The organism is Chryseobacterium sp. UF-81, assembly GCF_058245105.1.
Genome location: NZ_JBSIBX010000013.1, coordinates 59,566 through 75,147 on the forward strand (window position 1 = coordinate 59,566; position 15,582 = coordinate 75,147).

A 15,582-nucleotide genomic window follows, 5' to 3' on the forward strand; every position below is an offset into this window, starting at 1 on the left:
AAATTATGCTGATTCTAATCGCTGAAGATGACGAACTGATTTTAAAAACAATTGAGCATAAATTGCTGAAAGAAGGACATGAGGTTATTCTGACCCGAAATGGAAAAGAGGCCATCGAAACCTTAAGAGAAAAGGATGTAGACCTTGCTATTACTGATATTATGATGCCTTTTGCATCGGGAATTGAAATACTTTCCTCGATAAAAACAATGGGAAAGCAGGTGCCGGTTATTATCCTGTCCAGTATGGGGCAGGAAGAAGTAGTGCTTAATGCTTTTGATCTGGGAGCTTCGGATTTTATTGTAAAACCATTCAGTCCTAATGAACTGATGCTGAGAATCAAAAGATTTATCCCTAAATAACATTCAATATGCTTCCCAACCCTTCAATACATTTTCTGTTTCTTGTATTCCTTGGAATATTGTCATTAGTTCTGCTATTGATTATAATGGTGCTTGGTTACAGCTTTTTTCAGTATCAGAAAACGCTGCGTGCATCATTATGGCAAAATATGATCAATCAGAAGATATCAGAAACTATTGTTTATGATGAAAAGGAAGCGCTTTCAGATACAGATTTTTATAAAACCTCTACAATTCCTTCTTTCCGAAACTTATTCCTTCAGAAACTGGTAGATTCTGAGAAAAAGTTTTCCGGGACGGCAAAAGATAGAATAAGGACTCTCTTTAGGCAATATGATCTCCATCATGAAGCAAAAAAAAAACTGTATCAGAAAAAAGCATACCTCATTGCCGGAGGTATAGAAGAGCTTACGGTAATGGACTCAAAAGAAGAAGCAACAAAAATTTCCACTTTTTTATCCCATCCTTCTCCACAGGTTTATCAGGAGGCTCAATATGCAATGGTAAGTCTAAAAGGATTTGAGGGACTGAATTTTCTGGGTACTGCTAAGAATAAAATTTCAGAATGGCAGCAGCTCAGGCTACTGCTTTCTGTTACAAGCATACCGGAAAACTCCGAAGAGAAAATAACATCCTGGCTTCAGAGCAAAAATGATTCAGTTATTATTTTTACTTTAAAGCTGTTGCGAAAATTTCAGCTGTTATTTTTTTACTCTGCGACGATGGACCTGATGGAGCATCCTTCTGATAAAGTAAGAATTCAGGCTGTACAAACCCTTCTTTCCCTGGAAAATCCGGCAACCATTGGTTCCTTCATAGAAAAGTATCCGGACCAGCCTGTTGAGGTTCAGTCTGAGATTCTTAAGGCTATAAAAGCCTCAAAAGACCAGATCAGTACAGATTTACTTAAAAAAGAGCTTATGGATCATAGTGTTCCCGGTATTAAAATTCTGGCTGCAGAAGGGCTTGTCGCATTGGGACATCAGGAATATTTAGTACAGTTGGCACAGGATAATACATCATCCGAAGAGCTGATTCAGATTATTAAACATGCACTTTTGGAAAAAGTATGATAGAATTTTCACATATCGTCTATGAAATTATTATATGGCTGTTCCTGCTGTACGGAACCGCTGTAGCCCTTATATATGCCTGGATCGGCATCTATGCGCTGGGAGCCGTTATGCATTATAAAAAAGAAAATACCTTTACCGATTACAGCATTATAGCAGCAGATCCCAATGCTCCTGTTTTCAGTCTTATTGCCCCTGCATATAATGAGGGGATGACCATTGTGGAAAACGTAAGGTCTTTGCTTTCATTATACTACCACAATCTTGAAATTATTATTGTAAATGATGGCAGTAAAGATGATTCTTTACAGAAATTAATAGATGCCTATGAATTGGAATGTGTGCATTTCTTTGTACAGGGGAAAATTGAAACCAATAAAATAAGAGGAATCTATAAAAGTAAAAATCCTGCTTTTAAAAAACTTATTATTGTAGATAAGGAAAATGGAGGGAAAGCCGATGCGCTAAATGTAGGAATCAATGTATCTTCCGGGGAATATCTGGTCTGTATTGATGTAGACTGTATCCTGGAACAGGATTCAATACTTAAGCTGGCAAAACCCTTTTTACAGCAGACCGACAAAAAAATTATTGCCTGCGGCGGAGTTATACGCCTTGCCAACAACTGCGTTATTGAGGATGGAAAGGTCGTAAGTGTAAATATGCCCAGAACATTGCTCGGCAAGATTCAGGCGCTTGAATATATAAGGGCTTTTGTTTTGGGACGAATGGCCTGGTCAAGGGCATCCGGATTAATTCTGATATCCGGCGCATTTGGAGTATTTGATCGTAAAATTGTTTTAGCATGTGGCGGGTACGACAGAAATACAGTAGGAGAAGATATGGAGCTGGTGGTGCGTATGCGGAAATACATGGAAGAGCAGAAAACGCCATATGAAGTATGCACAATTCCCGACCCTTTATGTTGGACCGAGGTTCCTGAAAGCAAGAATATCCTCAAAAAACAAAGAAACAGGTGGATGCGGGGAACTATGGAAACCCTATGGAAACACAGGAAATTAATGTTTAATCCGAAGTACGGGAAACTGGGAATGGTAAGCCTTCCTTATTGGTTCTTTTTCGAATTTCTGGGGCCGTTGGTAGAATTTCTGGGCTATATCATTTTTATTGCTTTTCTTTTACTGGGAATTATCAACTGGTCGTTTTTTGTCATCCTTTTTGCGCTGGTAATTTCACTGGGGTTTCTGTATTCCATTTATGCCATATTGGTTGATCTGGTTAGCTATCAGGTATATACCAAAAGGAAAGACTTTTTTACTTTAATCGGAACAGCTTTTTCCGAACCTTTTTACTTTCACCCTATTGTGGTAAGGGCAGGCGTGAACGGTTTTATTGATTATTTTAAAAAATCCCACGGATGGGGAGAAATGAAAAGACAGGGCTTTAACCAAAGCACGGAGAATTTGCCTTTCAAAACAAGAATATCTGCCATTCTTCAAAACGGACTCAAAAAATGGGGACTACTGTCTGTGGTTTTCTTACTGCTATTTTTGGCAGGAGTTACTGCCGAATGGTTTTGGTACAGATATTATCTTCCGGGGTTGGATACGGATGCTGTTTTGGCAAATCTTTTCTTTCAAAATTTTTTATTTGCCTGTAAGCTGATATTCGGGCTGGGAATTGTTTACCTCATCATTAATTTTGTAAAAGAAAGCTGGGCAAAAACAATAGGCATTCTTGCATTCGCTTTTGTTGTCATGATGCAGTATATTCTCTTCTTATATTTTTCGGTAACCCAAAATACATTGGGAGCTGATATTTTGTACTATACGAAGGATGAGATCAAACAGATTTTAACGTCAAGCGGTATGCTTAGTTTTCAAAACATTGCTCTGCTGGCAATTTTAGCAGGTGCAACCATAATTCCTTTATGGATTGCCGGAAAATCTGCTTTTAAGTCTGTATATTTTGCATTGGTATTCTTTTGCCTTGGCCTGCTGGCCTTTTTTGTTCCCGAAAACAGTATAGAATTAAAAGAATCAAAGTATTCCAATACCTTGACCCAGGCTGCTGCACAAAGTAAATGGGAATATTTCTTTATATCCAATGAAAATAACTTTATTAATGATCATCCGGAAATCAGAAATGTATTTAAGGGTGCTGAAGCTTCAACTAAAGATGCAGAAACACTTGATGAGGCATTTCCTTTCTGGCGAAAAGAGAATACACCGGATTTTCTGGGACCTTATTTTAATCAGTCTGCAGAAACGCCTAACCTTGTCTTCGTGGTGCTGGAAGGATTTGGCCATGCTTATACCTCGCCCAAAGGGTATGTTGGGAATTTTACCCCTTTTCTCGATTCTTTATCTCAAAAAAGCCTGTCCTGGGAAAATAACCTGAGCTCGGCCGGAAGAACTTTCGGATCTTTGCCTTCGCTTACAGGGTCTCTTCCTTTTGGAAAAAACGGGTTTTTGGAAATCGATAAAACCCCTGAAAATTTTAACCTCTTTAATATACTGAAGGCAAACGGATTTGAGACCGGCTATTATTACGGAGGGGATATATCATTTGACCGGTTCAAGGAGTTTCTGGACTACAGTAAAGTGGATCATATCGTGGATCAGTCGTCATTTGGAAAACAATACAGAAGACTTCCCGCCAATAACGGGGAGAGCTGGGGATATGAGGATCAGGCCGTTTTCAGTAAAATGCTGGAAGTAAAAGCGGCGTCAAAACGACCGTATTTTGATATGATTTTAACGCTTTCTACCCATAATCCTTTTCTGATCAATAACCAGGCGTATTATGAAAAGCTTTATAATAAAAGAATGCAGTCAGATTTGTTGTCTCAGGAACAGAAAAAGTGGGCTGCTACATTTAAAAATCAATTGATCTCTGTGGTTAATGCCGATGACGCCCTGAAAAAGTTTTTTGATAATTATCGCAGACGCAATGATTTTGCAAATACCATTTTCGTCATAACGGGTGATCACAGTATGCCGGAAATCACTTTGCAGTCCCATATTGACAGATTTCATGTTCCATTGCTGATTTATTCACCTTTGCTTAAAGAAGCAAAACGTTTTCATAAAACAACAAGTCATTTTGACGTAGCACCCTCTATTTTAGCGTATTACAGGAATAATTATAAAATTAGCACTCCGTCAACCGTTACCTGGGTGGGAAGAGGCTTTTCTCATGATACCGAAATCGGTAAAGCGGATATTCCGATGATGCAGAGTAAAGACAAGCTGATCGATTTTGTTTCAGGGAATTACTACCTTCATGATGATCAGTTGTTTATAGATAATGGTGCAGAATCGGATCCTTATAATGACGATGCCGTCTTGAAGATGATTCATAAAAAGTTTAACCGGTTCAAAAGTATGAACTCAGGTTTTTACGCCACCAAAAAGCTGATGCCGGATTCGGTAATGGTTAATTTCAGGAAAAAGCTCAGATCAAAATAATGCGTTAGAACTTTCTCGTATAACCCAGTGTGATATCAAACTGGTTGCCTTTTGTGTTGGGAAGGTACTCCTGATTATAGTACATGGTTCCCAGAGAAAAGGCATTGCTTTTCAGAGAGAAATTATATTCTGCCCCAATTTTAAATGTTTTGAGCTTGAAGGTTTCATTCTCGAGAAGATTGTTTCGGTTCTCTTCCGGGCTGATTCCCGTTCCGATTTGAAAAGCAACATAATCCTGTGCGCTTTTGGTGTAATATCTTATCGTCCCCGTGTAAGAATGAGAAATATTTTTGCTGTCCGGGGTAATATAGGTACGGAGGTTAAACCAGAAGTTTTTGTAATATTTGCCCACAGAGGCCGTGTACATCCAGATATTATTGCTGAAATAAAGCTGGCGGTAGCCTATTTCTGCTTCGAAGCTGTGGGGAAGATTAGCATTCAGGGAGATCCCTGTGCGGTATTTGGGGAATAAACCAACATCACCGGAATAAGCTCCACCCACATACAAATAAAACATTTTAGATAATCTTGGATAAGCTTCCAGTTCTATCTGTGTACCATTGCTTGAAAATTTGTTGGCATAATTTCCTCTGAGAATTACAGGGCCAATTGGGGTCACTCTCTTATAGCTTACCCCTACAATATGCCAATCATTATCAAACTGCTTGTCAAAATGAGAATAATTATAGGTAATGCTTATGGCATTTTTTGAGGTCAGCTCATTTATTTTTACAGCAAGGCTGTTTGCTTCAGTATTCCTGGGATTCATTGCCAGAGTAGCTTTAATTGATTTTTCAGATTCTGCATACTGTTTATCTGCATACTGTACCTTTGCTTTCAGCAGCCATAATGCTTCGGACTGCGGATGGTAGGACAGGCCTTTATTCAGGATCTCAAGAGATCTGGCGTACTGATCATTCCAATATTCCAGAGAGGCATATGCTATAAAATAATCCTCATCCTGAACTTCCCTTTTTTCAAGCCCCTCAAAAACGGCTCTTGCAGAATCAGTATCCTTATTCCAGGTATATAATCTTCCTAAAAAAATTGAAATATCGGTATAGTTGGGGGATTTTTCGAGAGCTTGCTGAGTCAGCGCAATCGAGGTCACATAATCTTTATTTTCAAATGCGGCTGTTCTTGCTTTCTGGAATAATTCTTCAGCAGACAGATTTTGTTGTGCAAATATTTGTAACGGAAACAATACCAATAGAGTCAAAGACCTAAAATATATCTTCATGAAGTGGTTAATTAATTTTTTAAACTGAATATTATGTCTCAAAGCAAATATATAGAACTTTTAAAATGTAAATGAGCATATTGGTAATTTTTTTACACAAGTTTAGCCTCAGTAGATGTATCTTTTGAATTATGAATAAATGACATAATGCAACGGCAAATATCAATGTCATGAATTTCAGACTGGGAGCTATGATTTCTTGCCGTTCAGACTTGTTTTGTAGGTATTATGATCATGTAAGTTGAAAATTTTACTATTAAGGAGACTGTGAGGTATTATTTTTACCAAATGACAAATACCGTATAAGCTGCTTTAGTTAACTTGCACTCATGAAACAGCTATTTGATTTTATTTTAAGGTTTGGAAATCTTAATGAGCAACAGATTGATTTTATTTCCAGTAAAGCCCGGGAAATAAACCTTTCGAAAGATGAATATTTTTCAGAGGCAGGTAAAATTGCCCGCCAGGTTGGATTTATTGTAGACGGGATATTGCGGGTTTGCTATTATAATAATGAAGGTGAAGAAATCACCAAATACTTTATTGAAGAAAATAATCTGGTGGTAGATCTGGAAAGTTTTGATAATGAAATTTGCTCAAGCACTTATGTCCAGGCAGTAACCGATGCCAAAATAATCGTTTTTTCAAGAAAAGACTGGCTGGAGCTTTTACAGACCATTGTTGGATGGGATGCAATTGTACATAAGATCATTTCAAGAGCGCTGATTCAGAAAGTGGAAAGAAGAAGCCCTTTGGTTTCAGAGGATGCAACGACCCGTTATCTTAAATTTTTGGAAATATATCCCACTGTTGTCAACCGTGTTCCACTGTCGTACATTGCTTCTTACCTCGGGGTTACCCAGTCTTCCCTGAGCAGAATAAGAAAAAATATCCGCTAAAGTTGCTTTTTGCCAAATGGCAAACGATTCTATTTTTAATTGGCGGAATTTTACATCATCAATTAAAACAAAAGAATAATGAATTCAGCATTAATTACAGGAGCCAACAGAAGTATTGGTCTGGAAACAGCAAAACAACTTTCGGAAAGAGGATATTTCGTTTATCTGGGAAGCCGTGATCTTGCAAAAGGAGAACAAACCGTAAAAGAATTGGCCGAAAAAGGATTTCAAAATATCAAAGCGATTGAAATAGATGTTACCCGCCCTCATTCAATTGCAGCAGCAAGGAATATCATCGAAAAAGAACAGGGAAAGCTTGATATTCTGATTAATAACGCAGGAATCTTAGGTATAAACCCTCAAACGGCATCAGATACTCCCATTCAACAGATTCAGGAGGTATTTGACACCAATTTCTTTGGAGTGATCAGCGTGACACAGGCATTTTTGGAATTGCTTAAAAAATCTGACGCTCCCAGAATCAGCAATATAACTTCCGGTCTCGGGTCATTAACATTGCACAGCGACCCTACATGGAAGTATTATGACGTGAAAGGGGCGGCTTATGGTCCCTCAAAGTCAGCTTTAAATGCATACACCATTGTATTGGCTTATGAGCTGAAAGATTTACCCTTTAAAGTGAATGCCATCGATCCCGGCTATACCGCAACAGATTTTAACCACCACAGCGGTCCCGGATCTGTAGAAAGTGCTGCAGCGTTTATCATTAAGCATACACTGACAGATGAAGATGCACCTACAGGACAGTATTTTAGTCATGATATAGAAGATGACACAGAAATAAGCCCATGGTAGTTTTACATTAAAATGGATAGGGTAAGATATGATTAAAGAGAAACTAAAAGGTTTCTCTTTTTTATTATGGTTCCGAAATAAGACCACAGTTTGATACTGCAGATCTTATTAGCTCAAGATTAATAAGAATTGTGATTTTAGCGAAATTATGTATACTTCGGGACTGAACATCTGAAGTTGTTGACTGACACCAGCAATTATCAGCTGAAATTTTCTACAATATGGATTGCAGTGCTTAAGAAAATGATTCATAAGCCATTATTAAAGATATCAGTGAAAAGATAGAGCAGGAGCTTTCATTATACCTACAAAAAAACCTTAGGATTAAAAATCCTAAGGTTTTTATTCTGAAAATATAGTATCCAGAAGTGTTAGTTTTTTAGCTCAATATATCACATGGTGCTACACAGATGACCCACGGACATCTTTTTATTCCCGGAGGTGGGCAGCATGCTTCGGAACAGCTTAATGCCCCGCCATTGATATTTTTCAATTGCTCTCTTGAAACTTTTTTTAAATTTTTCATAATAAAGGAATTGGGTTAAACTTAATTTAAGGCTGGTTTCCACCGCCGCATCCGTCGTATGGCATACATTGCCATTTTCCGCTGATTAAGCAAATCTGACCGCCCGGGCAGTTAATACCACCTGTAATTGCCTTCATTTCCTGTCTGTTGATTTTCTTTAAATTTTTCATAAAAATAAGGTTTAGTTCTATCCGAAATTAATAAATTTTATTCAATTCAGTGAAATTATTTATAAAAATGTTTATCTTCAATGAGTGTTCCTGTTTGATATTTTACTTGAAACTCTTTTAAAATCAGGTAAAATGTGAGGTGTTTGAAGGATGTGTTTAGAAGCATTTTTTTAGCCGAGTCCACAAAAAATGACTTCATCATATAAAATCTTGTCTTGTGACAAGTTAGCTTTCATGGCGACTTGTTAATTTTGGATAAAAGTTTCGGTCAACCTAAATCCAATAATATTATGAAAAATGTATTCAATTCCTTTAAAATCTGTAAGCCATTACTCATGGTGATCATCCTGGTGCTTACTGCATCACAGCTATACGGTCAAAAAATAAAACCTTCTGCCAGCGGCTATGCAGCTGTTAATGGCACTAAAGTGTACTATGAAGTCTACGGGGAAGGAAAACCTGTTGTGTTATTGCATGGTGCTTTCATGACCATTGATATGAATTGGGGTCAATTGATTCCCGAACTGTCTAAAAACCGGAAGGTAATTGCCATCGAGTTACAGGGACACGGACACACGCCGTTTTCGGACCGCAAACTATCACACACGACATTAGCAGGTGATGTAAAAGGAGTAATGGACGAACTGAAAATTGATAAGGCAGATGTGATAGGATATAGTTTTGGTGGTGCTGTGGCTTACCAGTTTGCCATACAAAGCCCTGAAAGATTGAACAAGCTGGTGATTATTTCTGCAACCTACAAAAGTACCGGCTGGATACCTGAAGTAAATAATGCCTTTAAGGGGATGAAGCCTGATCTTTTTGCAAACAGCCCTATGCAGGCGGCCTACGATGCCGTAGCACCTGATAAAACAAAATGGACAAAATTTTTGGAGCAGATGATTGCTTCTGCCAAACAGCCTTTTGATTTGGGCGATTCCAATATTTCTAAAATTTCCGCACCCGTTTTAATCATTTCAGGTGACAATGACGGACTGGATAAAGCTGAGCTGGCAAAAACCTATAGATTATTGGGAGGAGGTATTTCTGCCGATCTTGGCCCTATGCCGAAATCTCAGCTGGCCATCGTTCCCGGGCAGGGACATGTCAGTCTGATGATGCAGACGGCAACGATCCTGAGCTATCTGGACAGTTTTCTAAAGTAACTAACTGAATAAATTTATCAAAATGAGAAAAATAACTGTTTTATCGATGATTACGCTGGATGGTGTTATGCAGGCACCCGGCGGTCCTGAGGAAGATGTATCCGGAGGCTTTAAATATGGTGGCTGGACAGTCTCTTATGGTGATGAGCTTTTTGGGCGGATCATGCAGGAAGAGATGAAGCCAGCCGATTATCTTTTGGGAAGAAAAACATTTGATATTTTTTCATCCTACTGGCCGGACCATGTTGATTTTTGGCCTGCTGTCAATGAGGGGACAAAATATGTACTGTCCCAAACCACTGAAAATTCCGATTGGAAAAATACAGCTTTCCTAAAAAATCTGGAAGATATACAGACCCTAAAGCAATCGGAAGGGCCGGATATCCAGGTTTGGGGCAGTAGTGAACTTATCCACCTGCTGCTGAAGCATGATCTTGTAGATGAGCTTCGGCTTAAAATTTACCCGTTGATCCTTGGGAAAGGCAAAAGACTGTTTGACAGTGATACGGTTCCGGCAGCTTTTGCCTTAACAGAAAGCCATGTGACATCGAAAGGAGTAATTATAGCCAATTACAAGCGTAATGGGGAGGTGATAACAGGGGATATTGAACTGTAAGAAAATTTCAGAACTGTTGAAAACTATAATATGAACATACAATTTGAAGCAGGAATTAATATAGCCATAAAAATTCCAAAAAGTAAATATGAAAAAACAGTTGCTTTTTACAGGGATATTCTCAAGCTGGATGTTGAAGAAAGACCCATAACAAATCCTACTGTTTCCCGGACACACGAAGTAAAATTCGGCAGCAATATTGTATGGCTGGATTGTGTGGACAACTATACCCATTCTGAAACCTGGCTGCAGCTTACTGTTGCCAACGTAGAAGAAGCGACAAAATATTTACAGTCCAACGGTGTGGAAACATGTGACGAAATTGAGGAACTTCCTGAAAATATGCACTGGATAACCGACCCGGCAGGCACGGTTTTTAATGTGCAGCAAAAGCAGGGATAACAAAAAAGCTGTAATCAGTCAGATTACAGTTTTTTTATGCATTAATGAAATGTAACTGAAGACGGCCATGTAATGATTTCAATTACTTTGGTGCATCATATTCCTGATCTATTCTTAACAGATCAGGACGAATAATGCTGTAAGCTAATAAGATATCTATCAATGACAGCAACTGTTTAAGGCAGGCAGGTTTCAAAAATAATCCTTTATGATATGAGTCATAAAAAAGCAAATATCAGTTTTTATAATTTTGTTTTTACACACACACACACTACAAAATTTAATAATATGAAATCACCTGTATCATTGGCCTTAATTTTAGACTTCCTTGCCTTCAGCCCACAACCTACCACATTGACTGTTTAAATATTGTAGACAATATGCTTACCGGTACTGCCCGGGTTACTCCTGATTCCGGAGATAATACTCTTCCAATGGACAGTACAGCTTTTAATATATAACAGAACTGAATTAAAATATGAACGGAGTTATTATGCAATTTTTTCATTGGTATCATGCAGGAAACCTGTGGAATGAATTTACGGAAAAGTGCGGGTATCTTAAAAGTCTGGGATTTACAGCGGTGTGGTTCCCGCCTGCGACAAAATGCGTTTTAGGGCAGGAGGGCAGAGGATATGATATTTACGATTTGTATGATTTGGGAGAATTTAATCAGAAAGGAGGTGTTCCGACAAGATACGGAACCAGGGATGAATATCTTACCGCCATTCAGAAAGCCCACGAAGCCGGCATATCCGTTTATGCTGATATTGTCCTGAATCACAGAATGGGAGGGGACGAAAGTGAGACTGTTACCGTACATCAGGTCAATGAGGAAAACCGGAATGAAACCATTGGTGAACCTTTCAGTGCCAAAGCATATACAAAATTCCTTTTCCCGGGAAGGGAGGGAAAATATTCCGGGTTCATATGGGATCATACCTGTTTTAGCGGGATAGACATCATTCAGAAAGATCACGAAGAGATAAAAGGTATTTTTAAAATCCATAATGAGTACGGCACAGAATGGAATCAGGCGGTAAGCCATCAGTTCGGAAATTATGATTACCTGATGGGCGCTGATGTAGAATACCGTAATCCTTACGTTGTGAGTGAAATGAAGAATTGGATCAAATGGTACCTGGAAACGACCCATGTGGATGGATTGCGCCTCGATGCCCTGAAGCATATCTCTGTTGATTTCTTAAAGGAATGGATTACCTACATAAAAACAGAGCTGAATCCGGATTGTTATATTTTAGGAGAATTCTGGAAGTCCGAATCCGAAAAAATATCTGATTTTTCTGATAAAATCAATGATATGATCTCTTGTTTTGATGCGCCTCTCCATTACAACTTTTTTACAGCATCAAATGAAGGAAAGGATTATGATCTCAGCCAGATTTTAAAAGGAAGTTTTCTGGAAAAAAAACCTGTCTTTTCTGTGTCATTTGTTGAAAATCACGACACGCAGAAGTTGCAGTCTTTGGAATCAGCTGTACAGGATTGGTTCAAACCTCTGGCCTATGCCGTTATTTTATTGTCAGAAGAGGCTTATCCCTGTGTTTTCTATCCCGATCTCTTTGGTGCAGAGTATACAGATATGAAAGATGGTAAAGAAATAAAAGTCATTATGCCAAAGGTGGAAATTCTGCCTAAACTGCTTGAAGCGAGGCAGCAGTTTGCCTATGGTGAGCAGATCAGCTATTTTGATCATCCTAACTGCATTGCGTGGGTCAGAAAAGGGAATCATGAATATCCCGGCTGTATTGTGATCCTGTCTAACAGCGAAGACGGTTACAAAGATATTGAGCTTGGAAAAGAAAACGCAAATTCCGTATACCGGGATTTTACCGGGCAAAGAAAAGACTCAGTTGAAACAGATGAAAATGGTAAAGCCAGATTTGTGGTCAATTCACAATCAGTAAGTGTGTGGGTAAAGGTATAAACCCCCGTTGGTTAAATAACAATTTTCTTTAGTAAAAGACTGTTATTTAATTGATTGCATTCTGGTAAATGTGAATTTTGGCAAATAAATTGTTGTATTATTGATCATCACTTTAAAATTATTATTATGAAAAATTGTGTTTTAACACTTTTTGCAGCCGCTGCACTGATAGCCTGCAAAAAAAATGAGACCACATCTGTAAACGAATCTACAGATAAACAAATCGTATCTGCCCCGGCCGAATCTGGAATGACAGTTACTGATTCTACCAAAGTTTCTGACAACACTGCCACTAAAAATTCCCTGAGTGATCAGGACAAAAAATTTGCAGATGGCGCAGCCAGGGGAGGAATGATGGAAGTAATGATGGGGCAGCTTGCAGCCACTAATGCTTCCAATGCAAAAGTAAAAGCATTGGGAGAAATGATGGTAAAAGATCATAGCAAAGCTAATGACGAACTCAAGAAATGGGCCGGAACAGCAGGTTATACTCTGCCAGCCAGTCTGGACGCTGATAAACAGAAAAAGTATGATGATCTGAAAGCGAAAAAAGGAACAGAGTTCGATCAGAAATATACTGATCTGATGGTGAGCGATCATAAAAAAGATATAGAAGAATTTAAAAAAGAGGCTTCAGATGGTAAGGAGGCGTCTTTGAAATCCTTTGCAGGCAAAACACTGCCAACTTTAGAACACCATTTAATGGAATCTGAAAAAGCAAAAAATGCCGTAAAATAATATAGGTACCATACATAAGCTCCTCTTCAGTAGAGGAGCTTTATTTTTTTTAAATGTTATCAAAACTGACTGGAATGTTTGAAGAATTACTTCCGGATAACAAAGCCTCTCAGCTCTGCCATTTTCCCATCCTGGAATCTCCATACATCACAGTAATCATAGTCTGTCCATTGGTTATCTTCGTTCAGCAGGCTGATTACACCTACTGCCGTTACAAAATCTCCTTCACTTATCATATATTCTACATCAAATTTCGGAGGTTCTCTGTACGCATCTGCCAGATAATTTCTTACTTCCTCTTTCCCGGAAAGAGTTTGATCTCCTACAAATATCCACTTTGTATTTTCGCTGCAATACGAAAGAAAAGTTTCGTAATCACCTTTTGATATGGCAGCATTGGCTTTTTCTAGAACAGTTTTATGATCCATAAGGCAGGTATTGGAAAGTACATTAATCAATATTGACCATCGTTTAAAGATCAAAGGTTTAATTAAGCTGATAATTAACGATGACCAGGCTCAAAATGAAATGGACATAATCCTCCTGAGCCTCTTTTACATTCATCAGCTTGTTTTTATAAGCATAGGAATTCAGGACCTTTATCAGTTTCTGATAAGTTTCAAAATGATCTCCTTTAATTTTGACTCTTCCATTACCGTCTCTTGTTTTAATAATTTCATTATCCAGGGTTCTGACTTTAAATAAGGCATATGATAATTTTGGCTGGAAATTCATTCGCCCTGTATATCTTTCAACTATATTAACCTTGAACGAGTCAAATACTATTGTGTTAAAAACAACAGTAGAGTAAGCATCCTGAGTATTAAGCTCAAGTGTATAGTTCATTATTTTATTTTTGTGCAAATTTACTCAGAAGCTTAAAAGAATCAAAGTAAAATAGAAATTTAACTTTTTAATAACTACTATTCAATAGCTTTTTCGTTAACCACTAATCATTTATGAAAAATAATGAACTGACCGGGGCAAAAAATAATGAAAATATTCTGTCTGCAGGACCAACGAACTACGATCCTGGAATGTTCAGAAAAACAGATAATTTTTCTCAAGCTTAAATCTAAAATTTATTGAATAACAGGTATTTAGCCCAAAAGCTGAATAAGGGTTATTGATTTGAATATGCTTTAATCCTATATAAAATTAGAATCCCCCTCTTTGTTTGGGAACAAATTGTTTTCTTTCTCATCATGTATGGCATCATGTAATGAGGGGAATTATTAATTTATATATTATGCATTTTAATTGGCGATTTTGTAGCCGTAAAAGGAACTTACTACCACCTGGTAAGTAGTTCCGCTGGTTACAGCTGCTGCAGAAGCCATACTTACGGTTTCTCCTGCATTCAGATAAGTGATGCACGAAACGTTTGCTCCTACCAATATTCCGGGGTTCGACTGGTAAGACTGAACCAGTACATTATTGGGAGTGGTGCTGAAGTTTTTTACGAGATATAATATGGCCCATGAAAAATTGGGAGCACCGGCAACCGCGCCGTTATCAAACTGCGTGGAGCCGTAAAACATATAATAGCCGCTGGTAGCCGCTGTAAATCTTCCATTGGCCGTATTCATTACATTTCCTGTATTGATGACCGTTCCTTGAGGATAATTAATTTCACCGTTGATGTAAGGTCCGCTCACTGTAGCAGGGAGAGACTGTCTGCTTGTAGTGCTTATTGTGGAAAAAGCATATGTGGATGCTGCTGCGGGGAGGCTGCTGGAGCTTGAAAGTAAAATAAGCTCCCATGTTGTATCGGTAACTGTTCCTTTGCTTATGAAAAAAGCATAATAACCCGGAGGAACACTTATGGAAGTTACTCCCGCACCGCTTTGATTATCAATCAGCTCTGTTCCGCTGGCGGCAATAGATAACGTTGCCGTTCCGGTATTTTTGAAATGATAGGTTCTTCCAATAAAATTGCCGGATCCGGTCACAGCAGCAGGCAGGGTTAAAGTACCGTTGCTGTTGCCGTTGTAGGCTATATAATAATCATTGGCATCAACAGGTCCACTTGTTCCTGTGGTTTTGTAGGTTGCGGCAAATGAGCCGTTAACGGTTAGCTTACTGCCCGGATCGCTGGTATTGATACCTATATTTCCGGTTTGAGAATACATCAGACTACTGTTTAAAAGGGCCATTAGCGGCAGGAAAAACATTTTTTTCATATTAATAAGATT

The 15,582-nt window shown here is 38.3% G+C and carries 16 protein-coding genes; 10 read left to right on the forward strand and 6 right to left on the reverse strand.

Annotation, left to right across the window (positions count from 1 at the left end; all coding sequences use genetic code 11):
* Nucleotides 1–5: 5 nt before the first annotated feature.
* Genes AC4IFE_RS16805 through AC4IFE_RS16815 form a run of 3 tightly spaced genes read left to right on the forward strand, consistent with a single transcriptional unit; the run spans nucleotide 6 to nucleotide 4,866 of the window.
* A complete protein-coding gene (locus tag AC4IFE_RS16805; RefSeq protein WP_490758296.1) occupies nucleotides 6–362 on the forward strand; it encodes a response regulator transcription factor in 357 nt (118 codons plus the stop codon).
* 8 nt (nucleotides 363–370) lie between these two features.
* Entirely contained in the window at nucleotides 371–1,435 is a 1,065-nt protein-coding gene (locus AC4IFE_RS16810) for a HEAT repeat domain-containing protein (protein WP_490758297.1), read from the forward strand.
* Nucleotides 1,432–4,866, forward strand: coding sequence for a sulfatase-like hydrolase/transferase (locus AC4IFE_RS16815; protein WP_490758298.1), 3,435 nt, complete (start codon nucleotides 1,432–1,434; stop codon nucleotides 4,864–4,866). Before AC4IFE_RS16810 ends, AC4IFE_RS16815 begins: the two co-directional genes overlap by 4 nt.
* Before the next feature lie 4 nt (nucleotides 4,867–4,870).
* Here AC4IFE_RS16815 and AC4IFE_RS16820 read toward each other — a convergent pair whose 3' ends face one another.
* Nucleotides 4,871–6,106 carry a YaiO family outer membrane beta-barrel protein gene (locus tag AC4IFE_RS16820; RefSeq protein WP_490758299.1) on the reverse strand — a complete coding sequence of 412 codons (1,236 nt, stop codon included), beginning with the start codon at nucleotides 6,104–6,106 and terminating at the stop codon, nucleotides 4,871–4,873.
* A 329-nt stretch (nucleotides 6,107–6,435) separates the two neighbouring features.
* Here AC4IFE_RS16820 and AC4IFE_RS16825 point away from each other — a divergent pair, with 329 nt between their 5' ends.
* Nucleotides 6,436–7,005 carry a Crp/Fnr family transcriptional regulator gene (locus AC4IFE_RS16825; RefSeq protein WP_490758300.1) on the forward strand — a complete coding sequence of 190 codons (570 nt, stop codon included), beginning with the start codon at nucleotides 6,436–6,438 and terminating at the stop codon, nucleotides 7,003–7,005.
* Nucleotides 7,006–7,083: 78 nt separating this feature from the next.
* Nucleotides 7,084–7,821 carry an SDR family oxidoreductase gene (locus tag AC4IFE_RS16830; RefSeq protein ID WP_490758301.1) on the forward strand — a complete coding sequence of 246 codons (738 nt, stop codon included), beginning with the start codon at nucleotides 7,084–7,086 and terminating at the stop codon, nucleotides 7,819–7,821.
* 379 nt (nucleotides 7,822–8,200) lie between these two features.
* On the opposite strand, the gene AC4IFE_RS16835 is transcribed toward AC4IFE_RS16830, so the two are convergent.
* Both AC4IFE_RS16835 and AC4IFE_RS16840 read right to left on the reverse strand, forming a co-directional pair.
* The gene (locus AC4IFE_RS16835) at nucleotides 8,201–8,347 is read right to left on the reverse strand and encodes a bacteriocin-like protein (RefSeq protein ID WP_490758302.1); all 147 of its coding nucleotides are present in this window, start codon (nucleotides 8,345–8,347) and stop codon (nucleotides 8,201–8,203) included.
* A gap of 26 nt (nucleotides 8,348–8,373) precedes the next feature.
* Nucleotides 8,374–8,517, reverse strand: coding sequence for a bacteriocin-like protein (locus tag AC4IFE_RS16840; RefSeq protein ID WP_490758303.1), 144 nt, complete (start codon nucleotides 8,515–8,517; stop codon nucleotides 8,374–8,376).
* A 290-nt stretch (nucleotides 8,518–8,807) separates the two neighbouring features.
* On the opposite strand from AC4IFE_RS16840, the gene AC4IFE_RS16845 reads away from it, so the two are divergent.
* From AC4IFE_RS16845 to AC4IFE_RS16865, 5 genes are all read left to right on the forward strand, one after another.
* Nucleotides 8,808–9,683 (forward strand): alpha/beta fold hydrolase, encoded by an 876-nt coding sequence (locus AC4IFE_RS16845; RefSeq protein WP_490758304.1) that lies wholly within the window; start codon nucleotides 8,808–8,810, stop codon nucleotides 9,681–9,683.
* Between the two features lie 22 nt (nucleotides 9,684–9,705).
* Nucleotides 9,706–10,299 carry a dihydrofolate reductase family protein gene (locus AC4IFE_RS16850; RefSeq protein WP_490758305.1) on the forward strand — a complete coding sequence of 198 codons (594 nt, stop codon included), beginning with the start codon at nucleotides 9,706–9,708 and terminating at the stop codon, nucleotides 10,297–10,299.
* 30 nt (nucleotides 10,300–10,329) lie between these two features.
* Nucleotides 10,330–10,701, forward strand: coding sequence for a VOC family protein (locus tag AC4IFE_RS16855; protein ID WP_490758306.1), 372 nt, complete (start codon nucleotides 10,330–10,332; stop codon nucleotides 10,699–10,701).
* A gap of 478 nt (nucleotides 10,702–11,179) precedes the next feature.
* On the forward strand, nucleotides 11,180–12,649 hold the full coding sequence (locus tag AC4IFE_RS16860) for an alpha-amylase (protein WP_490758307.1): 1,470 nt from the start codon (nucleotides 11,180–11,182) through the stop codon (nucleotides 12,647–12,649).
* Nucleotides 12,650–12,775: 126 nt separating this feature from the next.
* A complete protein-coding gene (locus tag AC4IFE_RS16865) occupies nucleotides 12,776–13,387 on the forward strand; it encodes a DUF4142 domain-containing protein (protein ID WP_490758308.1) in 612 nt (203 codons plus the stop codon).
* Nucleotides 13,388–13,473: 86 nt separating this feature from the next.
* Here the strand turns inward: AC4IFE_RS16865 and AC4IFE_RS16870 are convergent, their stop codons facing one another.
* The 3 genes from AC4IFE_RS16870 to AC4IFE_RS16880 all read right to left on the reverse strand — a co-directional run bounded on the left by AC4IFE_RS16870 (nucleotide 13,474) and on the right by AC4IFE_RS16880 (nucleotide 15,570).
* On the reverse strand, nucleotides 13,474–13,815 hold the full coding sequence (locus tag AC4IFE_RS16870) for a nuclear transport factor 2 family protein (RefSeq protein ID WP_490758309.1): 342 nt from the start codon (nucleotides 13,813–13,815) through the stop codon (nucleotides 13,474–13,476).
* Nucleotides 13,816–13,873: 58 nt separating this feature from the next.
* Complete coding sequence (locus AC4IFE_RS16875; protein ID WP_116014996.1) at nucleotides 13,874–14,233, reverse strand: prevent-host-death protein; 360 nt, start codon at nucleotides 14,231–14,233, stop codon at nucleotides 13,874–13,876.
* Nucleotides 14,234–14,643: 410 nt separating this feature from the next.
* Entirely contained in the window at nucleotides 14,644–15,570 is a 927-nt protein-coding gene (locus AC4IFE_RS16880; RefSeq protein WP_490758310.1) for a hypothetical protein, read from the reverse strand.
* Nucleotides 15,571–15,582 lie beyond the last annotated feature (12 nt).